Genomic DNA, 17,082 nt, shown 5'->3' on the forward strand with positions numbered 1-17,082 from the left:
TCCGGAAAGTCGTACATAGCGCAGCAAACCGGCTTGCCGGTGCTTTGCTTGGACGACTTCTACAAAGACGGCGATGACCCTACGTTGCCGAGACGAAACGGCCAGGTGGATTGGGAATCGCCGCACTCCTGGGACGCCCTCAGTGCGGTGGAAATCATTGCCCAACTTGCCCGTGAGGGCCGAGCCGATGTGCCGGTTTATGCGATCGGCGCTGATCGGCGGGTGGCCACCCGGCCATTTGATGTCGCCGGATCGCCACTTTTCGTGGCCGAAGGGATCTTCGCCGCCGAGATCGTCGAGGAGTGCCGTCGCCGCGGCCTGCTCGCCGGGGCGTACGCGCTGCGACGCCCGCGCGGGGCCACCTTCCTGCGCCGACTCGCCCGTGACCTGTCCGAGCAGCGCAAGGCGCCCCGGGTGCTGATTCGGCGCGGGGTGACGCTGCTACGGGCCGAGCCGGCCGTGCTGCGCCGGCAGATGGGCCTCGGCGCGGAGGCGGCCCGGGCCCGGGAGGTGCTGCGCCGGGTGGCCGGGCTGCTCGCCGGCCACCCACACGGCTGAGCTCAGGGCAGCAACTTCGCGTACGCCGGCTTGATCACGTCATCGATGATCCGCAGCCGCTCGTCGAACGGGATGAAGGCGCTCTTCATCGCGTTGATGGTGAACCACTGCAACTCCTTCCAGCCGTAGCCGAACGTCTCCACCAGCAGCGACATCTCCCGCGACATCGAGGTGCCGCTCATCAACCGGTTGTCGGTGTTGACGGTGGCCCGGAAGCGCAGGTCCCGCAGCAGGCCGATCGGGTGGTCCGCGATCGAGGCCACCGCGCCGGTCTGCACGTTCGACGAGGGGCACAGCTCCAGGGGGATCCGCTTGTCCCGGACGTACGCGGCCAGCCGGCCGAGTGAGCCGTCGGGGGCGATGTCGTCGACGATCCGCACCCCGTGGCCGAGCCGGTCGGCCCCGCACCACTGGATCGCCTGCCAGATCGACGGCAGACCGAACGCCTCGCCGGCGTGGATGGTGAAGTGGAAATTTTCCCGTTGCAGGTATTCGAAGGCGTCCAGGTGCCGGGTGGGCGGGAAACCCGCCTCGGCGCCGGCGATGTCGAAGCCGACCACCCCGGCATCCCGGTGCCGCACGGCCAGTTCGGCGATCTCCTGGGAACGGGCGGCGTGCCGCATCGCGGTGAGCAGGGTGCCCACCCGGATGGTGAGGCCCGCCTCGACCGCCTGGGCGGTGCCCTCGGCGAACCCGGCCAGCACCGCCTCGACCACCTCGTCCAGGCTGAGGTCCCGTTCCAGGTGCTGCTCCGGGGCGAAACGCACCTCGGCGTAGACCACGCCGTCGGCGGCCAGGTCCAGGGCGCACTCGCGGGCCACCCGACGCAGCGCGGGCGCGGTCTGCATGACGGCCACGGTGTGCGCGAACGTTTCGAGGTAGCGCTCCAGGGAGCCGGAGTCCGCCGCGTCCGCGAACCAGCGTCCGAGCGCCTCCGGGTCGGTGGTGGGCAGTTCGTGGCCCACCTCGGCGGCCAGGTCGACGATCGTCGCCGGCCTCAGCCCACCGTCGAGGTGGTCGTGCAGCAGCGCCTTCGGGACCTTGACGATGTCCTCGTACCGGATAGTTGCGACCATGCTCAGACCCTAGTCAGCGGCCTTGGAGGACGGGTACGGGACCGGCCGGGCGTCACGGCCGCCAGCCGTACACCCGGTGCACGTCGAGGCGGATCACCAACCGCCCGTCGGCGACCATGGCGGCCCGGTAGTCCGCCCAGTCCGGGTGGTCACCGCGAATCCGGCGGTAGACCTCGACCAGTTCGTCGACCGTCTCGTCGGTGGTGGCCATGGCCGGCTCGCTGAGCGTCACGGCCCCCTCCGCGACCGCGTACGCGCCGCCGTCCGGGGTGGTGACGTGGAAGCTGGCGCGGGGATCGCGGCGCAGGTTGCGGACCTTCGCCCGGTCGCCGGTGGTGGAGCAGCGGAGCAACCCCGGCTCGGCCAGGTAGTCGAGGTTGGACAGCTGGGGCCGCCCGTCCCGGCGCACTGTGACCAGCACTCCGCGCCCCCGTTGACCGAACAGCTCCCACAGCCGTTCACCAGCGGCGGCGGTCGGCGCGCCAGGCCGCTGGGGAGAACTCGTTGACATGTCATCGAATCTAGGGGCATATCGATGACATGTCAACGAAAGCGTTAGACTCGACGGATGGACGCACCCCGGTGGTTGGACGAACGGGAGGACCGCGCCTGGCGCGGCTACCGCCGAATGCGTCGGCTGCTCGACCTGGAGCTGGCCCGGGAGTTGACCCAGGACGCCGGCCTCTCTGAGGCCGACTACGACGTGCTCTCCGACCTCTCCGAGACACCTCAGGGGCGGCTGCGCCTGCGGGAGCTGGCGGACCGCATGCTCTGGTCGCGCAGCCGGCTCTCCCACCACCTGACCCGGATGCAGCAGCGCGGCCTGGTGACCCGCGAGGAGTGCGCCGACGACGCCCGAGGCTCGGTCGTCGTCCTCACTGCCGCCGGGCGGCAGGCCATCGAGTCCGCCGCCCCCGGCCACGTGGCCGCCGTCCGCCGGCACCTGATCGACCTGCTCACGCCGGCGGAGATCGACGCGCTCGGCGCGCTCACTCACCGGGTGGTCGACCACCTCGGCGGGCGGGCGCCGGCCGCACGGCACGACCGGGAGGCCTGAGGTGGACCCCCGCATCCTCGACCGGCTGCGTTGCCCGGTCTGCGGCGAGGCACTGGCCGAGGCGACAGCCGGCACCGCCAGGGCGTTGCGCTGCCCACGCCGGCACAGCTTCGACATAGCGCGCCAGGGCTACGTCAACCTGCTCACCGGTCGCGCCCCGCACGTCGGCGACACCTTCGACATGGTGGCGGCCCGCGCGGACTTCCAGGCCGCCGGGCACTACGACGTCATCTCGGCCGCGCTCGCCGCGGCCGCGACGGACGCTGTCAGCCGTCTCGGCGCGACGGACGCCCCGTACCCAGCACCCGCTCCACCCACCCTTTGCTCTGCACCCGCCGAAGCGACGGTCTCCCCGCCGAGCCGTCGCCTCGGCGGGTGCAGAGCAAAGGACCCGACACCGCAGGTACGGGGCGAGCCGCCGCCGCCCGACGTCGAGCCGCCGCCGCCCGACGTCGAGCCGCCGCCGCCCGACGTCGAGCCGCCGCCGCCCGACGTCGAGCCGCCGGCGCCCGACTTCGGGGCGTACCCCCTCGTGGTGGACGCCGGCGCCGGCACCGGCCGGTACCTCGGCGCGGTGCTGGCGGCGCTGCCGGACGCCGTGGGTCTGGCCCTGGACGTGTCCAAGCCGGCGCTGCGCCGCGCGGCCCGCGCGCATCCCCGGGCCGCCGCCGCGCTCGCCGACACCTGGCAGCGACTGCCGCTCGCGGACGCCTCGACCACCGTGCTGCTGAATGTGTTCGCCCCGCGCAACGGCCCGGAGTTCCACCGGGTGCTCGACCCGGCCGGCACGTTGCTGGTGGTCACGCCCGACACCGACCACCTCGCCGAGTTGGTGGACACCCTCAACTTGCTGCGGGTGGACCCGGACAAGGCCGACCGGGTGGCTGCCAGCCTGGGCGGGCACTTCACGCTGGTCAGCTCCGCAGTGCACCGGGCCGGGTTGGCACTGACCCGGCAAGAGGTCGCCACGGTGGTCGGCATGGGCCCCAGCGCCTGGCACACCGACGCAGCCGCGCTCACCACCCGACTGGCCGCGCTACCCGAACCGGTCCGGGTCACGGTGGCGGTCCGGCTCGACGTCCTGCGACCTCGCTGACCTCAGGTGGAGAGGTCGACCTCTTCCCAGCCGGGCGGCTCGTCGTGGTACGGCCCGCGCAGGATCACCGCCCACTCCAGCGCCCAACGCCGCTGCCCGATCGCGTTCGCGTCGACCAGGCCCGGCGCCCGCCGGCCGCCGCGCTCGGTCTCCAGGTACGCCCAGTCCAGGCAGTAGTGCAGGTCGAGCAGGGCTGCCGCGTCGGCCGGATGCTGTGGCGCCGTGAGGATCCGGGAGCGCCAGTGCGAAAAGGTCTCCCCGTCGACGATGTGCGGCAGCCGCTCGACCAGCCGCTCGTCGACGGCCAGCGTCGGGTCGAGCTGCTTGCTCAGCCCGAGCACCCAGGCCAGCGCGAAGAGCGCGTCGTGGTGCAGCACGAACGACCGGTGGTCGCCCTTGCCGCCCATCACGAACTGCCACTCCGGCGGGGTGACCATGTCGACCAGGTGCGAGCCGAGCAGCCAGCTCATCGCGGCCTGCGGGGGCATCCCGAAACAGCGGGCCAGGATCAGGTGCAGCACCGCGATCCGCGCCTCGATCTCCACGGTCGGGCGCAGGTCGATCTGATCACCCGGCTCCCAGACGAGGGGAAACTGGGCCGGCGGCAACGGCAGGCCGAGCCGGGACAGCTCGTCCAGGCTCGCCTCGCGCACCTCACGGGGGTCGGGGGCAGCAACGCTCACGGCGGATCTTCCTGTCTGCTCGCGCCGGCGCAAGGCCGGTTGTCCCCCCTTGGCCTGCGACAATAGCGCTCCCACGTGACCGGCACCACGCCAGGGCGACGCCGGATCGATCAGCCGACGCGTTCGATGATCAACGACGTCGCCGCCGGGGCCGTCGACGCGATCCGCACCGCGTTCGCGGCCTCGGTCAGCGCGGCCGGAATCCGCGTCGCGTCGTCGGCACGCAGCTCGTAGAGCGGGTCACCGGCCCGCACCTCGTCACCCGGCCGCTTGTGCAAGACAACACCCGCCGGCACGCTGACCGGGTCCTCCTTGCGCGCCCGGCCCGCGCCGAGCCGCCACGCCGCAACCCCCATCGCGTACGCGTCGATGGCCGCGACGTACCCGTCCCGCTCCGCGCGGACCACCTCCACCTCGGCCGCCGCCGGCATCGGCGCGTCCGGATCGCCGCCCTGCGCCCGGATCATCGCCCGCCAGGAGTCCATGGCCCGGCCGTCGCGCAGCGCCGCGGCCGGATCGGCCTCCGGCAGACCGGCGGCGTCGAGCATCTCCCGGGCCAGTGCGAGGGTCAGCTCCACCACGTCCGCCGGTCCCCCACCGGCCAGCACCTCGACCGACTCGGTCACCTCGACCGCGTTGCCGATCGCCAGGCCGAGCGGGGTGGACATGTCGGTGAGCAGGGCGACCGTCCGCACCCCGTGCGCGCCGCCCAGCTCAACCATGGTGCGCGCCAACTCGCGGGCCTGGTCGACGGACTTCATGAAGGCGCCCGAGCCGACCTTGACGTCGAGGACCAGCGCCCCGGTGCCCTCGGCGATCTTCTTGCTCATGATCGAGCTGGCGATCAGCGGGATCGCCTCCACGGTGCCGGTCACGTCCCGCAACGCGTACAGCTTGCGGTCGGCGGGGGCGAGCCCGGCACCGGCCGCGCAGATCACCGCACCGACCTCGTCCAGCTGGGCGATGAACTCGTCGTTGCTCACAGTGGCCCGCCAGCCCGGGATGGACTCCAACTTGTCCAGCGTTCCGCCGGTGTGCCCGAGACCCCGGCCGCTCAGCTGCGGAACGGCCGCGCCGCACGCCGCCACCAGCGGGGTGAGCGGCAGAGTGATCTTGTCGCCGACGCCGCCGGTGGAGTGCTTGTCGACAGTCGGCCGGCGTACCGCCGACAGGTCCAACCGCTCACCACTGGCGATCATCGCGGCGGTCCACCGAGCGATCTCCGGCCCGGTCATGCCGTTGAGCAGGATCGCCATCGCCAGCGCCGACATCTGCTCGTCGGCGACAACCCCCCGGGTGTACGCGTCGACCACCCAGTCGATCTGCGCGTCCGACAGCACACCGCCGTCCCGCTTGACCCGAATAACGTCAACAGCAGCAAAAGCACTCATCAAATGATCTTTCTTAGTCGTGTGCAGATCCCGACCCACGGACAGCGAGCACCGAGGGATTGGGCCGACCGTGCCCGGCGGAGGGATCAAGCCTGACCGCCCGGAGCCGGGCACGGTCGGCCCAATCCCCGAGCTCAACCCCAGCGAACCGGGATCTCCAGCGGCGGCTCACCCTCGCCCGCCCAGAAGATGGTGCCGGTGGCGTCCACCACGACCACCCGGGGCGTCCGGGCCAGGCCCCAGGTGATCGCCTCGGCCGGGTCGTCCCAGCTCGGCGCCTCCTCCAGCACCCCGGTCTCGGCGCCGGCGTCGTCGCCTGCCGACCGCTCCCAGTACGCCGTCCAGACCTGCTGACCGGCGGACATGTCCGGGTGCACGAAGACGGTGCCGCGCCCGCGCCAGGCGGCGAGCCGCTCCGGGACCACCGGCACCGGCGTCTCCCCGGTGACGGCCTCCAGGTCCTCCACGCCGAAGGCGTGCGGCAGCAGCTCGGCCATCCGCAGTGGCCGGGTCCTGCTCTCGATCAGGCACTCCGGCCCGCCGTGCTCCCAGAGCAGCTGCCGGCAGCGGCCACACGGCATCAACGGCTCGCCTGTCGCGTCGACGCAGGAGAGCGCGACGAGACGGCCGCCACCGGTGGCGTGCAGGCTGGACACGACCCCGCACTCGGCGCACAGCGTCACCCCGTACGCGGCGTTCTCCACGTTGCAGCCGACCACCACCCGGCCGTCGTCAACAAGTGCGGCCGCGCCAACCGGGAACGTCGAGTACGGCGCGTACGCGTGCCGCATCGCCTCGATGGCGGCAGCGCGCAACCGTGCCCAGTCAATGTCGGTCATGCCGCCATTCTGCCCAAGCTGCCCAGGTCAGGAGCGGGCAGGGGCGGCCGCCCGCCGTGATCAAGTGATGAGAAGTAGGCCAGGAACGGTCCCGGCATCTACTTTTCATGACTTGATCACGTGGGAACGGGCCCGCCCCGGAGGTCAGCCCTTGATGTAGGGCTTGCCGTCGGCGGCCGGTGCCCGGACCCGACCGACCAGCCCGGCGACCGCCAGGATCGTCGCCAGGTAGGGCAGCATGGCCAGGAACTGGCTGGGGATCGAGCTGCTGATCGCGCCCAGGTACGTGGCGAGCTGGTCGGCGAATCCGAAGAACAGCGCGGCGAGCAGCGCGCCGGTCGGGTTCCAGCGGCCGAAGATCAGCGCAGCCAGGGCGATGAAGCCCTTACCGCCGATCATGTTCTTGGTGAACGAGTAGAGCGCCAGGGTGTAGGACGCGCCGCCGATGCCGGCGACCACACCGGCCAGCAGCACGTTGCGGTAGCGCACCCGCAGCACCTTGACGCCGAGCGTGTCGGCGGCGATCGGGTGCTCGCCGACCGAACGGGTCCGCAGCCCCCACCGGGTACGGAACAGCCCGATGTGGATCACCAGCACCAGGAGCAGCCCGACGTAGAGGAAGATGTTGCCGCGGAACAACGCCGGACCGAGCACCGGGATGTCCTTCAGCAGCGGGATCTCCCAGTTGCTGAAGCGGGGCGCGCTGTTGTACTTCGCGGCGTCGGTCTGCATCAGCCGCTCGTAGAGGAAGCCGGTGACGCCGACGGCCAGCAGGTTCAGCACGATGCCCATGACAACCTGGTCGACCAGGTAGCGGATGGCGAAGACGGCCAGCAGCAGCGAGATGAACGCGCCGCCGATGGCTGCGGCGACCAGGCCCACCCACACGCTGCCGGAGATGCTGCCGAACAGGGCCCCGCTGAAGGCGCCCATCAGCAGCTGGCCCTCGATGGCCACGTTGACCACGCCGGACCGCTCACAGAGCACCCCGGCGAGCGCGCCGAAGATCAGCGGCAGGGCCAGGATGAACGTACCCCGGATGATGTTGACCAGCGGCATGAAGTTCTGCCCGGCCGGCGCGGCGCTGACCTGCCAGCAGAGGAACGACAGCACGAAGGCGACCAGCCCGACGCCGAGCACGGGAAGGAACCACCGCTTCGGCACCCCGGCGAGCAGCGCCGCGCCGGCGGCGATCGTGATGATCCCGAACAGGATCGCCCCGATCGTGCCGTTGATCTCCAGTGCGGCACCGGCCGCGTCGTCGCTGAGGGTGAACCGGGCCTGTTGGTCGGTGGCGAGCGCGCCGAAGAGCACGGCAGCCAGCAGGCCGAGCGCCAGCAGCGTGAGACCGACCTTCCGGCTGCGGGTCCAGAAGCCCTCGTCGACCGGGGCGACCGCGATGTCGGGGACAGCCATGGTGGACATGAGTTACCAGCCCTTCGCCAGGCTCGTCTGCAACCGGGCGGCGCGCGCGGCCCGGAGCTGGAAGATCGCCTTCACCAGGGCCGGTGCGGCGATGAAGATGACGATCAGCGCCTGGAGCACTGTCACCAGCTCCAGCGAGATCCCGGAGTACGACTGCATCCGGTTACCACCGGCCTGAAGCGCGCCGAACAGCAGCGCGGCCAGCAGCACCCCCCAGGGCTTCACCCGCCCGAGCAGTGCCACCAGGATGCCGTCGAACCCGATCTGCGCGACCACCAGCGGGGTCAACGCGCTGGCGGTCGAGCCGAGCACCATGTTCGAGCCGCCGAGGCCGGCCAGGATTCCGGCGAAGACCATGATCAGGATGTACGTCCGGGTGACGCTGATGCCCGCGGTCCGGGCGGCGTCCGGGTTGGCGCCGACCGCGCGCAGCTCGAAACCGAGCGTCGAGCGGTTGAGCAGCCAGGCGACGGCCCAGGTGGCCAGCACGGCGAGCAGGATGCCGGCGTGCACCCGCAGGTTGTCGCCGAGCAGACGGGGCAGCTGGGCGGAGGTGTCCACGGCCTTGCTGATCGCGTCGGTACGGTTCGGGTCCTGCACGCCGTTCTGCACGATCAACCAGGTGAGGAAGTACGTGGCGACGTAGTTGAGCATGATCGTGTTGATCACCTCGTGCGCGCCGGCGCGGGCCTTGAGGATGCCGGGGATGAAGCCCCAGATCGCTCCACCCAGCGCGCCGGCGAGCACCGCCACCAGCAGGTGCAGGCCGGGCGGCAGCGGCAGCAGGAAGCCGGCCAGCGCCGCCATGATCACACCGATGGTGGCCTGGCCCTGGGCGCCGATGTTGAACAGGCCGCCCCGGAAGGCCAGTGCCACCGACAGGCCGGTGAAGACCAGCGGCGCCGCGTAGGTCAACGTCTCCGAGATCGGCGCGAGCACCGCCTGCCAGCCGTTGGCGCCGTCCAACCAGCCGGAGAACGCCTCGGGGTCGAAGATCGAGCCCTTGAACAGGTTCGCGTACGCCTCGCTGACGAGCGTCCAGCTGGAGTTGATCGCGTCGGACGGGCGGGAGGTGATGTACGAGTAGGTGGCGAGCACGTCGGGATCAGAGATGATCATCAGCACCGCGCCGACCACGATCGCCAGCACCAGCGACAACAGGGTCACCGTGAAGGTGTTCGCCGCCCAGAGGTTGTCCAGGAACAACCGGCCCAGGCTCGGCTTCGGCTCCGGGCCCGGCTTCACCGAGCGGTCCGGCTCGGTGGCCACCTCGGCGCGTTCGGTGTTGCCGAGCGCGTTCTGCGCGGCCTGCGCCTCGCTCGCCGGCTCCTTGTCCGGCGAGCCGGACTGCGGATTGGGGTCGCTCATGCCGTCACTCCGCTTCGCTGCGTGACGCCATGAGGCACCAAACCCCAGTGTCGACTGTTCGCTCGCTGGCGCTCGCTCATGCCTCGTCCTCGCTCGCGGAGCCCGCGTCGCGCGCCGGGCTCCCGTCTGCCGCGCCGGGCTTGTCGGTGGCGGGTGCCGCACCGGACTCGTCGGCGGCGATTGCCGCGTCGGGCTTCTCGGCGACGGCGTCGTGGGCCTCGTCCGGGCTGATGCCGGCCATCAGCAGACCGATCTCCTCACGCGGGGTGTCCGGGCCGACGATGCCGATGATCCGGCCGCGGTACATCACCGCGATCCGGTCGGCCAACCCGATCACCTCGTCGAGTTCGCTGGAGACCACCAGAACGGCGGTGCCGATGTCTCGCTCGCGGATGACCTGGCTGTGGATGAACTCGATCGACCCGACGTCGACGCCACGGGTCGGCTGGGCGGCGATGAGGAGCTTCAGTGGCCGGGACAGCTCCCGAGCCACGATCACCTTCTGCTGGTTGCCCCCGGAGAGGGTGCCCACCGCCGCGTCGGCCGATGAGGTACGGACGTCGAACTGCTCGATCCGCTCCTTCGCGGAGGCGGCGATAGCGTCCGGCTTCAGCGCGAGCCCGGCACCGAACGGCGGCCGGTCGTAGATGTCCAGCACCAGGTTCTCCGCGACGCTGAACTCCTTGACCAGGCCGTCCACGCTGCGGTCCTCAGGTACGTAACCGACGCCCGCCCGGAGCACCTTCTTGGGCTTCCAGCCGTTGATCTGGTCACCGGCCAGGCTGATCGTGCCGGCCAGCACCGGGCGCAGGCCCATGATCGCCTCGATCAGCTCGGTCTGACCGTTGCCCTGTACGCCCGCCACCCCGAGGACCTCGCCCGCGCGGACCGTCAGATCGACGCCGTCGACAGCGCGGATCTGCCGGTCGTCGTCGACGACCAGCCCGGCCACCTCCAGCACCGGGTCGCCCGGCGTGGCCGGGGTCTTGTCCACGGTGAGCCGGACGTTGCGCCCGACCATCAACGCGGCCAGCTCGTCCCGGCTGGCCTCCGGTGAGGCGGTGCCGACGGTCTTGCCGCGCCGGATCACGGTGATCCGGTCGGCGATGGCCTTGACCTCGCCAAGCTTGTGGGTGATGAAGACGATCGACTTGCCGGCCGCCTTGAGCGACCGCATGACCGTCAGCAACTCCTCGGTCTCCTGAGGGGTGAGCACCGCTGTCGGCTCGTCCAGGATGAGCAGGTCGACGTCGCGGGTGAGCGCCTTGACGATCTCGACGCGCTGCTGGATGCCGACCGGCAGGTCCTCGATCACCGCGTCCGGGTCGACCTGCAGGTTGTAGCGCTCGGACACCTCGGTGACCTCGCGCCGGGCCCGACGCCGGTCCAGGAAGCCGGCGATGCCGCCCCTGACCTGCTCGGCGCCGAGCATGACGTTCTCGGCGACGGTGAAGACCGGCACCAGCATGAAGTGCTGGTGCACCATGCCGATCCCGGCGGCGATCGCGTCGGACGGGCCCTTCAGCTTCAGCGGCTTGCCGTCGACCAGGATCTCGCCCTCGTCGGGCTGGTAGAGCCCGTAGAGCACGTTCATCAGGGTCGACTTGCCCGCGCCGTTCTCGCCGAGGAGGGCGTGAATCTCTCCAGGCTCCACCGTCAGGTCGATGTGATCGTTGGCGACCAGATCACCGAACCGCTTGGTGATGCCGCGCAGTTCGAGTCTCAGCGCAACCTCCTGGAGTGCGAGCGATGGTGCAGCCTAGCTGCCGTGGAACCAACCGGGCCGGGCCGGCTGCCGTGGTGCGCGATCGGCCGCTCCGACCCCGCGGGGTATCCGCAGAGCCGGAGCGGCCGATCGGTCGTACCTGTCCGCGCCGGCCCTCCCGATGATCTCACCGGAGGGGCCGGCCGGTTGTCACTTGGTCGGCTGGGCCTTCGAGGTGACGGTGATGGTGCCGGCGGCGATGTCCGCCTTGATCTTGTCGACCTCGGCCTTCAGCTCGGCCGGGACCTTGCTGTCGAAGTCGTGGTACGGGGCGATCGAGACGCCGGTGTTGGCCAGGGTGCCGACGAAGCCCGGCTTGGCCTCCAGCTTCTCGCCACCGGCGGCCTTCACCACGGCCTCCTTGACGGCCTCCGGGATGTTCTTGACCACGGTGGTGACGATCGCCGAGCAGTCCGGGGTGCTCTCGCAGCCGTCGACGTCCACCCAGATGGTGCTGTACTTGCCGCCCGAGGCCTTGGCCGCGGCGGTGGTGCCGAGGCCGGAGCCGCCGGCGACCGGCATGATGATGTCCGCGCCCTGGGCGACCAGCGCGTCGGAGACCTTCTTGCCCTCGTCCTGCTTGGCGAAGTCGTTGGTGAAGGAACCCTTCTGGGTCTCCTTGTTCCAACCCAGCGCCTGGACGTTCTTGCCCTTGGTGGTGTTGAAGTACTTCACACCGTCGACGAAGCCGTCCATGAAGATGGTCACCGGCGGGATCGGCAGACCACCGTAGGTGCCCACCTTGCCGCTCTTGCTCATCCCGGCGGCCAGGTAACCGGCCTGGAACGCGGCCTGGGCGGTGTCGAACTGCATCGGGTACACGTTGGCGTCACCCGGGTTGGCGTCGACGATGCCGAACTGCTGGTTCGGGTTCGCCTTGGCGATCTTCGAGGTGGCGTCACCCATCAGGCCACCGACGGCCAGGATGAAGTCGCACTTCTGGTTGACGTACTGCGTCAGGTTCGGCTCGTAGTCGGCCTCGGCCTTCGACGCGACGAACTTGATGTCGATGTTGTCGTTGGCGGCCTTGGCCTCCTGCAGACCCTTCCAGGCCGAGGTGTTGAACGACTTGTCGTCGATGCCGCCGACGTCGGTCACCATGCAGGCGCTGAACTTCTTGCCGCCACTGCCGGCGTTGTTGTCATCCTTGGGCGCCTCGCCACAAGCAGCGGCGGTGAGCGCGAGCCCACCCACCGCGAAGATCGAAGCGATCCGCATCCCACGCACCGAGCGCAAGACGTCTCCTTCCCATTGCTCACCGCGCCTTGTGCGGTGGCAGCCCATCAGCCGGCCTGCGGGTGTGCCGCCGGCTGTCCCACGTTACGGACGGGAGCGTACGCCCGCGCCCACCCACCGGCCGACAATCGTGCACGACTGTTGAGCGCCTGTTACCCGGGTGTAACCCTTGCGTGGGGCACGTCACTCTTCGTGCTGGTAACCGTGCGCCGCAGCGTCCGCAACGTCCTTTTTCTGGAGGCGTTTCCCTCCTCGGACGTTACCGCCAAAAAACCGCTACCGCCGCGTTGACCAGGGTCAAACCGACGATCGCGAGGAAATGACCGCGGTTGACCACGTCCCGCTTCCGGGAGAAGAAGACCATGACGAAGATCAGCAGTGCGATCACCAACTTCGTCACAAGTTTTGCCGGTGCCGGCTCGTCGCCGTCGCGCAGCGGCGCGGAGAGGCCGAGCCCGGTCAGCAACTGGATCACCGCGCCCCACAGCATGGCCTGGTTGATCCGGAGCCGACCGCTGGCGTACTGGGCGATCGAGCCACCGAGCAGCAGGGCGAACCCGATCAGATGGACGTAGAGAAGGATGAGTCGGAGTGCTTCCACACCTCCCATCCTCCCCTATCAACGACACTTTGTAGTAGTGGGGTGGCCGGTCGGCGCGTCCAGGCCGCCCGGCCACGGCCGACGACCTATCCCTTCACCGCACCGGAGGTGAGGCCGGAGACGATGTACCGCTGGAGGAACTGGAAGACCAGCACCGTCGGGATCGCGGTCAGCAGGGTGCCGGCCGCGAAGATCCCGAAGTTGGTGTTCCGCTCGCCGCCCTGCAACATGCCCCGCATGCCGACCGCGAGGGTCTTGGCATCCGTGTCGGTGAGGAAGACGCTCGCCATCAGGAACTCGTTGATGGTGTTGATGAAGGCGAGCAGCCCGGTCACCGCGAGGATCGGTGCCACCAACGGCAGCATGATCCGGAAGAAGACCTGGGCGTGTGAGGCGCCGTCCACGGTGGCCGACTCGTCCAGCTCGCGGGGCAGGGTGTCGAAGAAGCCCTTCATCAGCCAGGTGTTCACGCCCAGCGCGCCACCCAGGTAGAGCAGCAACAGACCCCACGGGGTGTTGAAGCCGATGGCCGGCCACAGGTCGGTGATCGTGCCGAAGATCAGGAAGATCGCAACGATCGCGAGGAACTGCGGGAACATCTGGATCAACAGCAGTGACAGCAACCCCACCCGTCGCCCCTGAAACCGCATCCGGGAGAAGGCGTACGCCGCGAGCGCGGAGAGAAAGACCGAGGCGAACGCGGCTCCACCGGCGATGAGCAGCGAGTTCAGGAACCAGTCAGCGAACTCGGTGCGCGCGAACAGGTTCCCGAAGTTCTCCAACGACACCCCGCCGGTCGGCACCAACTCGGTGGACGACAGGGTGCCGAGCGGATTGAGCGCCGCCGAGACGACGAACACGAGCGGAAAGAGACTGAACAGCACGCCGAGCAGGCCGACCAGGTGTCGCCAGCCGACCTCGGCGAACCATCGCTTCTTACGCCTGCCCGCGTTGCGGTCGACCGTCGCCGGGCCGTTCGCGCCGCCCGTGACGGCGGCGCCGGGGAGCATGGTCATGAGTACACCTCCTCCTGTTGGCGGGTCCGCCGGAAGCTGACCGCCGACACCACCGCGACGATGGCGAAGATGAACAGCGAGATGGCCGCGGCGAAGCCGAACTCTGCGGCCTGCCCACCGAACGCCAGCCGGTAGGTGTAGGTGATCAGCAGGTCGGTGGCGCCGTTGCTGGGGTTGTCCGCCGGGAATGGCGCGCCCTCGGTGGTCAGGTAGATCGCGTTGAAGTTGTTGAAGTTGAACGCGAACGACGAGATCAGCAGCGGCGAGAGCGCGACCAGCAGCAGCGGCAGGGTGACGGCCCGGAACGACTGCCAGCGAGACGCCCCGTCGACCGAGGTGGCCTCTGTCAACTCCCGTGGGATGGCCTGTAGAGCGCCGGTGGCCACCAGGAACATGTACGGGTAGCCGAGCCAGAGCTGCACCAGGATCACCGCGGCGCGGGCCGACCAGCCCTGCCCGAACCAGTCGACGCTGAGCCCGAACAGATTGTTGATCAGCCCGAAGTCGGTGTTGAACATGTCCCGCCAGACCAGGAGCATCGCGAAGGACGGCATGGCGTACGGCAGGATCAGCAACATCCGGTAGAGGTTGGTGCCCCGCATTCGGGGCGAGTGCAGCGCCAGGGCGATCGCCATGCCGAGGATGAACGTGCCGCCGGTGGAACCGATGGCGAAGGCGAAGTTCCAGATCAGCGTGCGGAGGAACGGCCCGGAGATCCGCTCGTCGGTGAGCACCCGGGTGAAGTTGGACAGCCCGACGTTCACCTTCCAACCCTGGGCCAGCCGCTCGCCGTCGGCGGCGACGAACGCGCCGACCTCGCCGTCCGCGGTCCAGGTCCTGCCGCTGTCGCTGTCCTTGACGCAGTCGCAGCCCGCGTCGTACGCCCGGACGGCCTTGCCCTCGTACGCCCGGGACAGGCCGGACGAGCGCAGCGCGCCTCCGGCCGTCGGCACCACCAGGTCCGTGATGTCCTTGCTGCGGGCGCTGGCCTGGCCGAAGTTCAGCACGGTGTAGCCGTCGGCCGCAATGACCTTCCCGCCGGGGCCGACGGTGGCCGCGCCGGGATCGAGCGGGCGAAGGCCCCCGGCGTCGCCGACGGAGACCGTGTCGGTTCCTGGCTTGGTGATCAGGAAGACCAGGGCACCGGTGGCCGGGTCGCCCTTGGTGGCGACCGACAACGGGTACTGGGTGGACCCCGGGACCTGCTTGACCGAGGAGCTCTGGATCGCGACGATCGCGTCGTCCTTGCTGCCTCGGTGGCCGTCGCCGAAGTTGGTGAAGGCCGTGCTCGCGGTGTAGAACACCGGCACGACCTGGAAGGCGATCAGGAAGAGCGTGCCGGGGATGAGGTACTTCGCCGGGACGTGCCGGCGGCCCAGGTACAGATAGAACAGTGCGGCGGTGGTCAGCACCAGCACCGCCAGCCCGACCCACTTCTCGGCCGCAACGAGCGGGAAGGCCGCCCAGATCGCGATCCCGGCCACCAGGCCGAGCAGGATCACCTTCGCGGCGAGGCCGGTCGCGGTGATCGGCGCGTGGTTCCGCGCGGTACGGGTGGTGCGCGGGGACCCGGTGCGGACGGGCCCCTGGCCCGGGGCCTGCTGGGCAGGCCCCGGGCCGGACAGCGGTGTGCTCATTACTTGATCGAACCGGCGATCGTCTTGCCGGCTGCGGTAACCGTGCTGGTCGGGTCGGCGCCGCCGATGACGGCGGCCTCGGCCTTGCCGAACGGGTCCCAGATCGCGGCCATGGCCGGGATGGCCGGGAGCACCTGCCCGTTCTTGCCGGCCTCGATGAACTTGGCCAGGTCCGGGTCGCTGCTCTTGACCTGGTCAAGCGCGGCGGTCAGCGCCGGCGGGCGCGGGTCGGCCTGGTAGAGCGCCACGGCCAGCTCCGGCGTGCTGACGTAGTTGGCTACGAACTCCTGGGCGAGAGCTTTGTTCTTGCCCTTGGCCGCCACGTAGAAGGACTGGACGCCTACGAACGGCGCGGCCGCCTTGCCGCCGGCGAAGCCGGGAACGGCGGAGACGTCGTACTTGATGCCGGCCTTCTTCACGTCGGCGGTGGCCCACGGCCCGGAGACCAGGAAGGCGCACTTCTTGCCGGTGAAGGTGGCGGTGGAGTTGGTGTCGGCGATCGAGCGCTTCAGCACGCCCTCGCCCTTCTCGCCGAGCGCGGCGATCTTCTTGAACGCGGCGATCGACTCCGGCTTGCCCACGCCCAGGTCCTTCGGGTCGTAGTCGCCGTTCGCGGTGGTGCCGAAGAGGTAACCGCCGGCCGAGGTGTACAGCGGATAGATGTGGTACGCGTCGCCCTTCTGGCCGACCTGGAGGCAGAGCGTCTCGGTGACCTTCTTCTGCGCCTTGAGCTGCTTGCCGGTGGCGACCAGGTCCTCGATCGTCTTCGGTGCCTCGGGGGCCAGTTCGGTGTTGCGGATCAGCGCCAGGTTCTCCTGGGCATAGGGCACGCCGTAGAGCTGGCCGTTGAACGTGACGGCCTTGACGGCGGTCTCGTTGAAGGCGGCCTTCTGCTGGTCGGACAGCTGCACCGGGTCGATGGCACCGTTCTGGACCAGGTTGCCGATCCAGTCGTGTGCGCCGATCACCACGTCCGGGCCGCCGCCCTGGCTCGACACGGTCACGAAGTTGTTCTGAAGGTCCTCGTTCGGGACGGCCTGGACCTCGACGCTGACGCCGTTCTCCTGGCCGAACTTCTCGGCGAACGGCTTGAGTGCGGCGGTCCGCTTGTCGTCCGCCCAGATCACCAGTTTGCCGCCGGCGGCCTTGGGGGTTTCCTTCGCGGCCGGCTCGTCGCTGTCGCCACCGCAGCCTGAGGCGGCGAGCGCCAGGGCGAAGAGGGCGACCACACCCGCGGTACGGATGCGCATCGGTACTCCTGTCGTCATGGCGGCTCGCCGGGGGACGGGCGGCTCGCCAGTGGAAAGTCTGGAAGTTCTTGCCGATCGGCGCAT

16 protein-coding genes are annotated in these 17,082 nt (G+C 69.9%); 3 read left to right on the plus strand and 13 right to left on the minus strand.

Translation table 11 applies throughout. From position 1 onward, the window contains the following. The first annotated feature begins 264 nt into the window (after positions 1-264). Entirely contained in the window at positions 265-558 is a 294-nt protein-coding gene (locus ACGF3C_RS00470) for a hypothetical protein (protein WP_238690831.1), read from the plus strand. A gap of 2 nt (positions 559-560) precedes the next feature. On the opposite strand, the gene ACGF3C_RS00475 is transcribed toward ACGF3C_RS00470, so the two are convergent. Next, a complete protein-coding gene (locus ACGF3C_RS00475; protein WP_393217483.1) occupies positions 561-1,634 on the minus strand; it encodes an adenosine deaminase in 1,074 nt (357 codons plus the stop codon). 52 nt (positions 1,635-1,686) lie between these two features. Further along, positions 1,687-2,145, minus strand: a complete 459-nt coding sequence (locus tag ACGF3C_RS00480) for a PPOX class F420-dependent oxidoreductase (RefSeq protein WP_357228087.1) — start codon at positions 2,143-2,145, stop codon at positions 1,687-1,689. A 57-nt stretch (positions 2,146-2,202) separates the two neighbouring features. Between ACGF3C_RS00480 and ACGF3C_RS00485 the strand changes: the two genes are divergently transcribed. Together ACGF3C_RS00485 and ACGF3C_RS00490 are read left to right on the plus strand one after the other, a co-directional pair. Next, complete coding sequence (locus ACGF3C_RS00485; RefSeq protein WP_393217486.1) at positions 2,203-2,691, plus strand: MarR family winged helix-turn-helix transcriptional regulator; 489 nt, start codon at positions 2,203-2,205, stop codon at positions 2,689-2,691. 1 nt (position 2,692) lies between these two features. Continuing rightward, entirely contained in the window at positions 2,693-3,787 is a 1,095-nt protein-coding gene (locus tag ACGF3C_RS00490) for a putative RNA methyltransferase (protein ID WP_393217488.1), read from the plus strand. 2 nt (positions 3,788-3,789) lie between these two features. On the opposite strand, the gene ACGF3C_RS00495 is transcribed toward ACGF3C_RS00490, so the two are convergent. From ACGF3C_RS00495 to ACGF3C_RS00545, 11 genes are all read right to left on the minus strand, one after another. Beyond that, positions 3,790-4,470, minus strand: coding sequence for a DUF4272 domain-containing protein (locus ACGF3C_RS00495; protein WP_355009505.1), 681 nt, complete (start codon positions 4,468-4,470; stop codon positions 3,790-3,792). A gap of 110 nt (positions 4,471-4,580) precedes the next feature. Beyond that, on the minus strand, positions 4,581-5,861 hold the full coding sequence (locus tag ACGF3C_RS00500) for a thymidine phosphorylase (RefSeq protein ID WP_357228097.1): 1,281 nt from the start codon (positions 5,859-5,861) through the stop codon (positions 4,581-4,583). Between the two features lie 134 nt (positions 5,862-5,995). Next, positions 5,996-6,700: a cytidine deaminase gene (locus tag ACGF3C_RS00505; protein ID WP_357235828.1), complete on the minus strand. Its 705-nt coding sequence runs from the start codon at positions 6,698-6,700 to the stop codon at positions 5,996-5,998. Between the two features lie 144 nt (positions 6,701-6,844). After that, positions 6,845-8,125 (minus strand): ABC transporter permease, encoded by a 1,281-nt coding sequence (locus tag ACGF3C_RS00510; RefSeq protein WP_393217492.1) that lies wholly within the window; start codon positions 8,123-8,125, stop codon positions 6,845-6,847. A 3-nt stretch (positions 8,126-8,128) separates the two neighbouring features. Further along, positions 8,129-9,493 carry an ABC transporter permease gene (locus tag ACGF3C_RS00515; protein ID WP_355010188.1) on the minus strand — a complete coding sequence of 455 codons (1,365 nt, stop codon included), beginning with the start codon at positions 9,491-9,493 and terminating at the stop codon, positions 8,129-8,131. A gap of 76 nt (positions 9,494-9,569) precedes the next feature. Then, a complete protein-coding gene (locus ACGF3C_RS00520) occupies positions 9,570-11,219 on the minus strand; it encodes an ABC transporter ATP-binding protein (RefSeq protein WP_393219013.1) in 1,650 nt (549 codons plus the stop codon). A gap of 189 nt (positions 11,220-11,408) precedes the next feature. Further along, positions 11,409-12,476 (minus strand): BMP family ABC transporter substrate-binding protein, encoded by a 1,068-nt coding sequence (locus tag ACGF3C_RS00525; RefSeq protein WP_357228039.1) that lies wholly within the window; start codon positions 12,474-12,476, stop codon positions 11,409-11,411. A gap of 277 nt (positions 12,477-12,753) precedes the next feature. Beyond that, complete coding sequence (locus ACGF3C_RS00530) at positions 12,754-13,095, minus strand: hypothetical protein (protein ID WP_210857649.1); 342 nt, start codon at positions 13,093-13,095, stop codon at positions 12,754-12,756. Between the two features lie 86 nt (positions 13,096-13,181). Then, positions 13,182-14,111: a sugar ABC transporter permease gene (locus tag ACGF3C_RS00535; protein ID WP_357228034.1), complete on the minus strand. Its 930-nt coding sequence runs from the start codon at positions 14,109-14,111 to the stop codon at positions 13,182-13,184. Further along, positions 14,108-15,748: an ABC transporter permease subunit gene (locus tag ACGF3C_RS00540; protein WP_393217495.1), complete on the minus strand. Its 1,641-nt coding sequence runs from the start codon at positions 15,746-15,748 to the stop codon at positions 14,108-14,110. Before ACGF3C_RS00540 ends, ACGF3C_RS00535 begins: the two co-directional genes overlap by 4 nt. Then, positions 15,748-16,998: a maltose ABC transporter substrate-binding protein gene (locus ACGF3C_RS00545; RefSeq protein ID WP_357228029.1), complete on the minus strand. Its 1,251-nt coding sequence runs from the start codon at positions 16,996-16,998 to the stop codon at positions 15,748-15,750. The genes ACGF3C_RS00540 and ACGF3C_RS00545 overlap by 1 nt, the downstream gene beginning before the upstream one ends. Positions 16,999-17,082 lie beyond the last annotated feature (84 nt).

Origin of the sequence: Micromonospora sp. NPDC047762 (assembly GCF_043204655.1) — a bacterium.
In the GTDB taxonomy this organism is placed as follows: domain Bacteria; phylum Actinomycetota; class Actinomycetes; order Mycobacteriales; family Micromonosporaceae; genus Micromonospora.

Excerpts from the sequence above, each read along its gene's own strand:
- ACGF3C_RS00475 (WP_393217483.1), bottom strand. The coding sequence starts at position 1,634 with ATGGTCGCAACTATCCGGTACGAGGACATCGTCAAGGTCCCGAAGGCG.
- ACGF3C_RS00480 (WP_357228087.1), bottom strand. The coding sequence starts at position 2,145 with ATGTCAACGAGTTCTCCCCAGCGGCCTGGCGCGCCGACCGCCGCCGCT.
- ACGF3C_RS00485 (WP_393217486.1), top strand. The coding sequence starts at position 2,203 with ATGGACGCACCCCGGTGGTTGGACGAACGGGAGGACCGCGCCTGGCGC.
- ACGF3C_RS00500 (WP_357228097.1), bottom strand. The coding sequence starts at position 5,861 with ATGAGTGCTTTTGCTGCTGTTGACGTTATTCGGGTCAAGCGGGACGGC.
- ACGF3C_RS00505 (WP_357235828.1), bottom strand. The coding sequence starts at position 6,700 with ATGACCGACATTGACTGGGCACGGTTGCGCGCTGCCGCCATCGAGGCG.
- ACGF3C_RS00510 (WP_393217492.1), bottom strand. The coding sequence starts at position 8,125 with ATGTCCACCATGGCTGTCCCCGACATCGCGGTCGCCCCGGTCGACGAG.
- ACGF3C_RS00515 (WP_355010188.1), bottom strand. The coding sequence starts at position 9,493 with ATGAGCGACCCCAATCCGCAGTCCGGCTCGCCGGACAAGGAGCCGGCG.
- ACGF3C_RS00525 (WP_357228039.1), bottom strand. The coding sequence starts at position 12,476 with ATGCGGATCGCTTCGATCTTCGCGGTGGGTGGGCTCGCGCTCACCGCC.
- ACGF3C_RS00535 (WP_357228034.1), bottom strand. The coding sequence starts at position 14,111 with ATGACCATGCTCCCCGGCGCCGCCGTCACGGGCGGCGCGAACGGCCCG.
- ACGF3C_RS00540 (WP_393217495.1), bottom strand. The coding sequence starts at position 15,748 with ATGAGCACACCGCTGTCCGGCCCGGGGCCTGCCCAGCAGGCCCCGGGC.
- ACGF3C_RS00545 (WP_357228029.1), bottom strand. The coding sequence starts at position 16,998 with ATGCGCATCCGTACCGCGGGTGTGGTCGCCCTCTTCGCCCTGGCGCTC.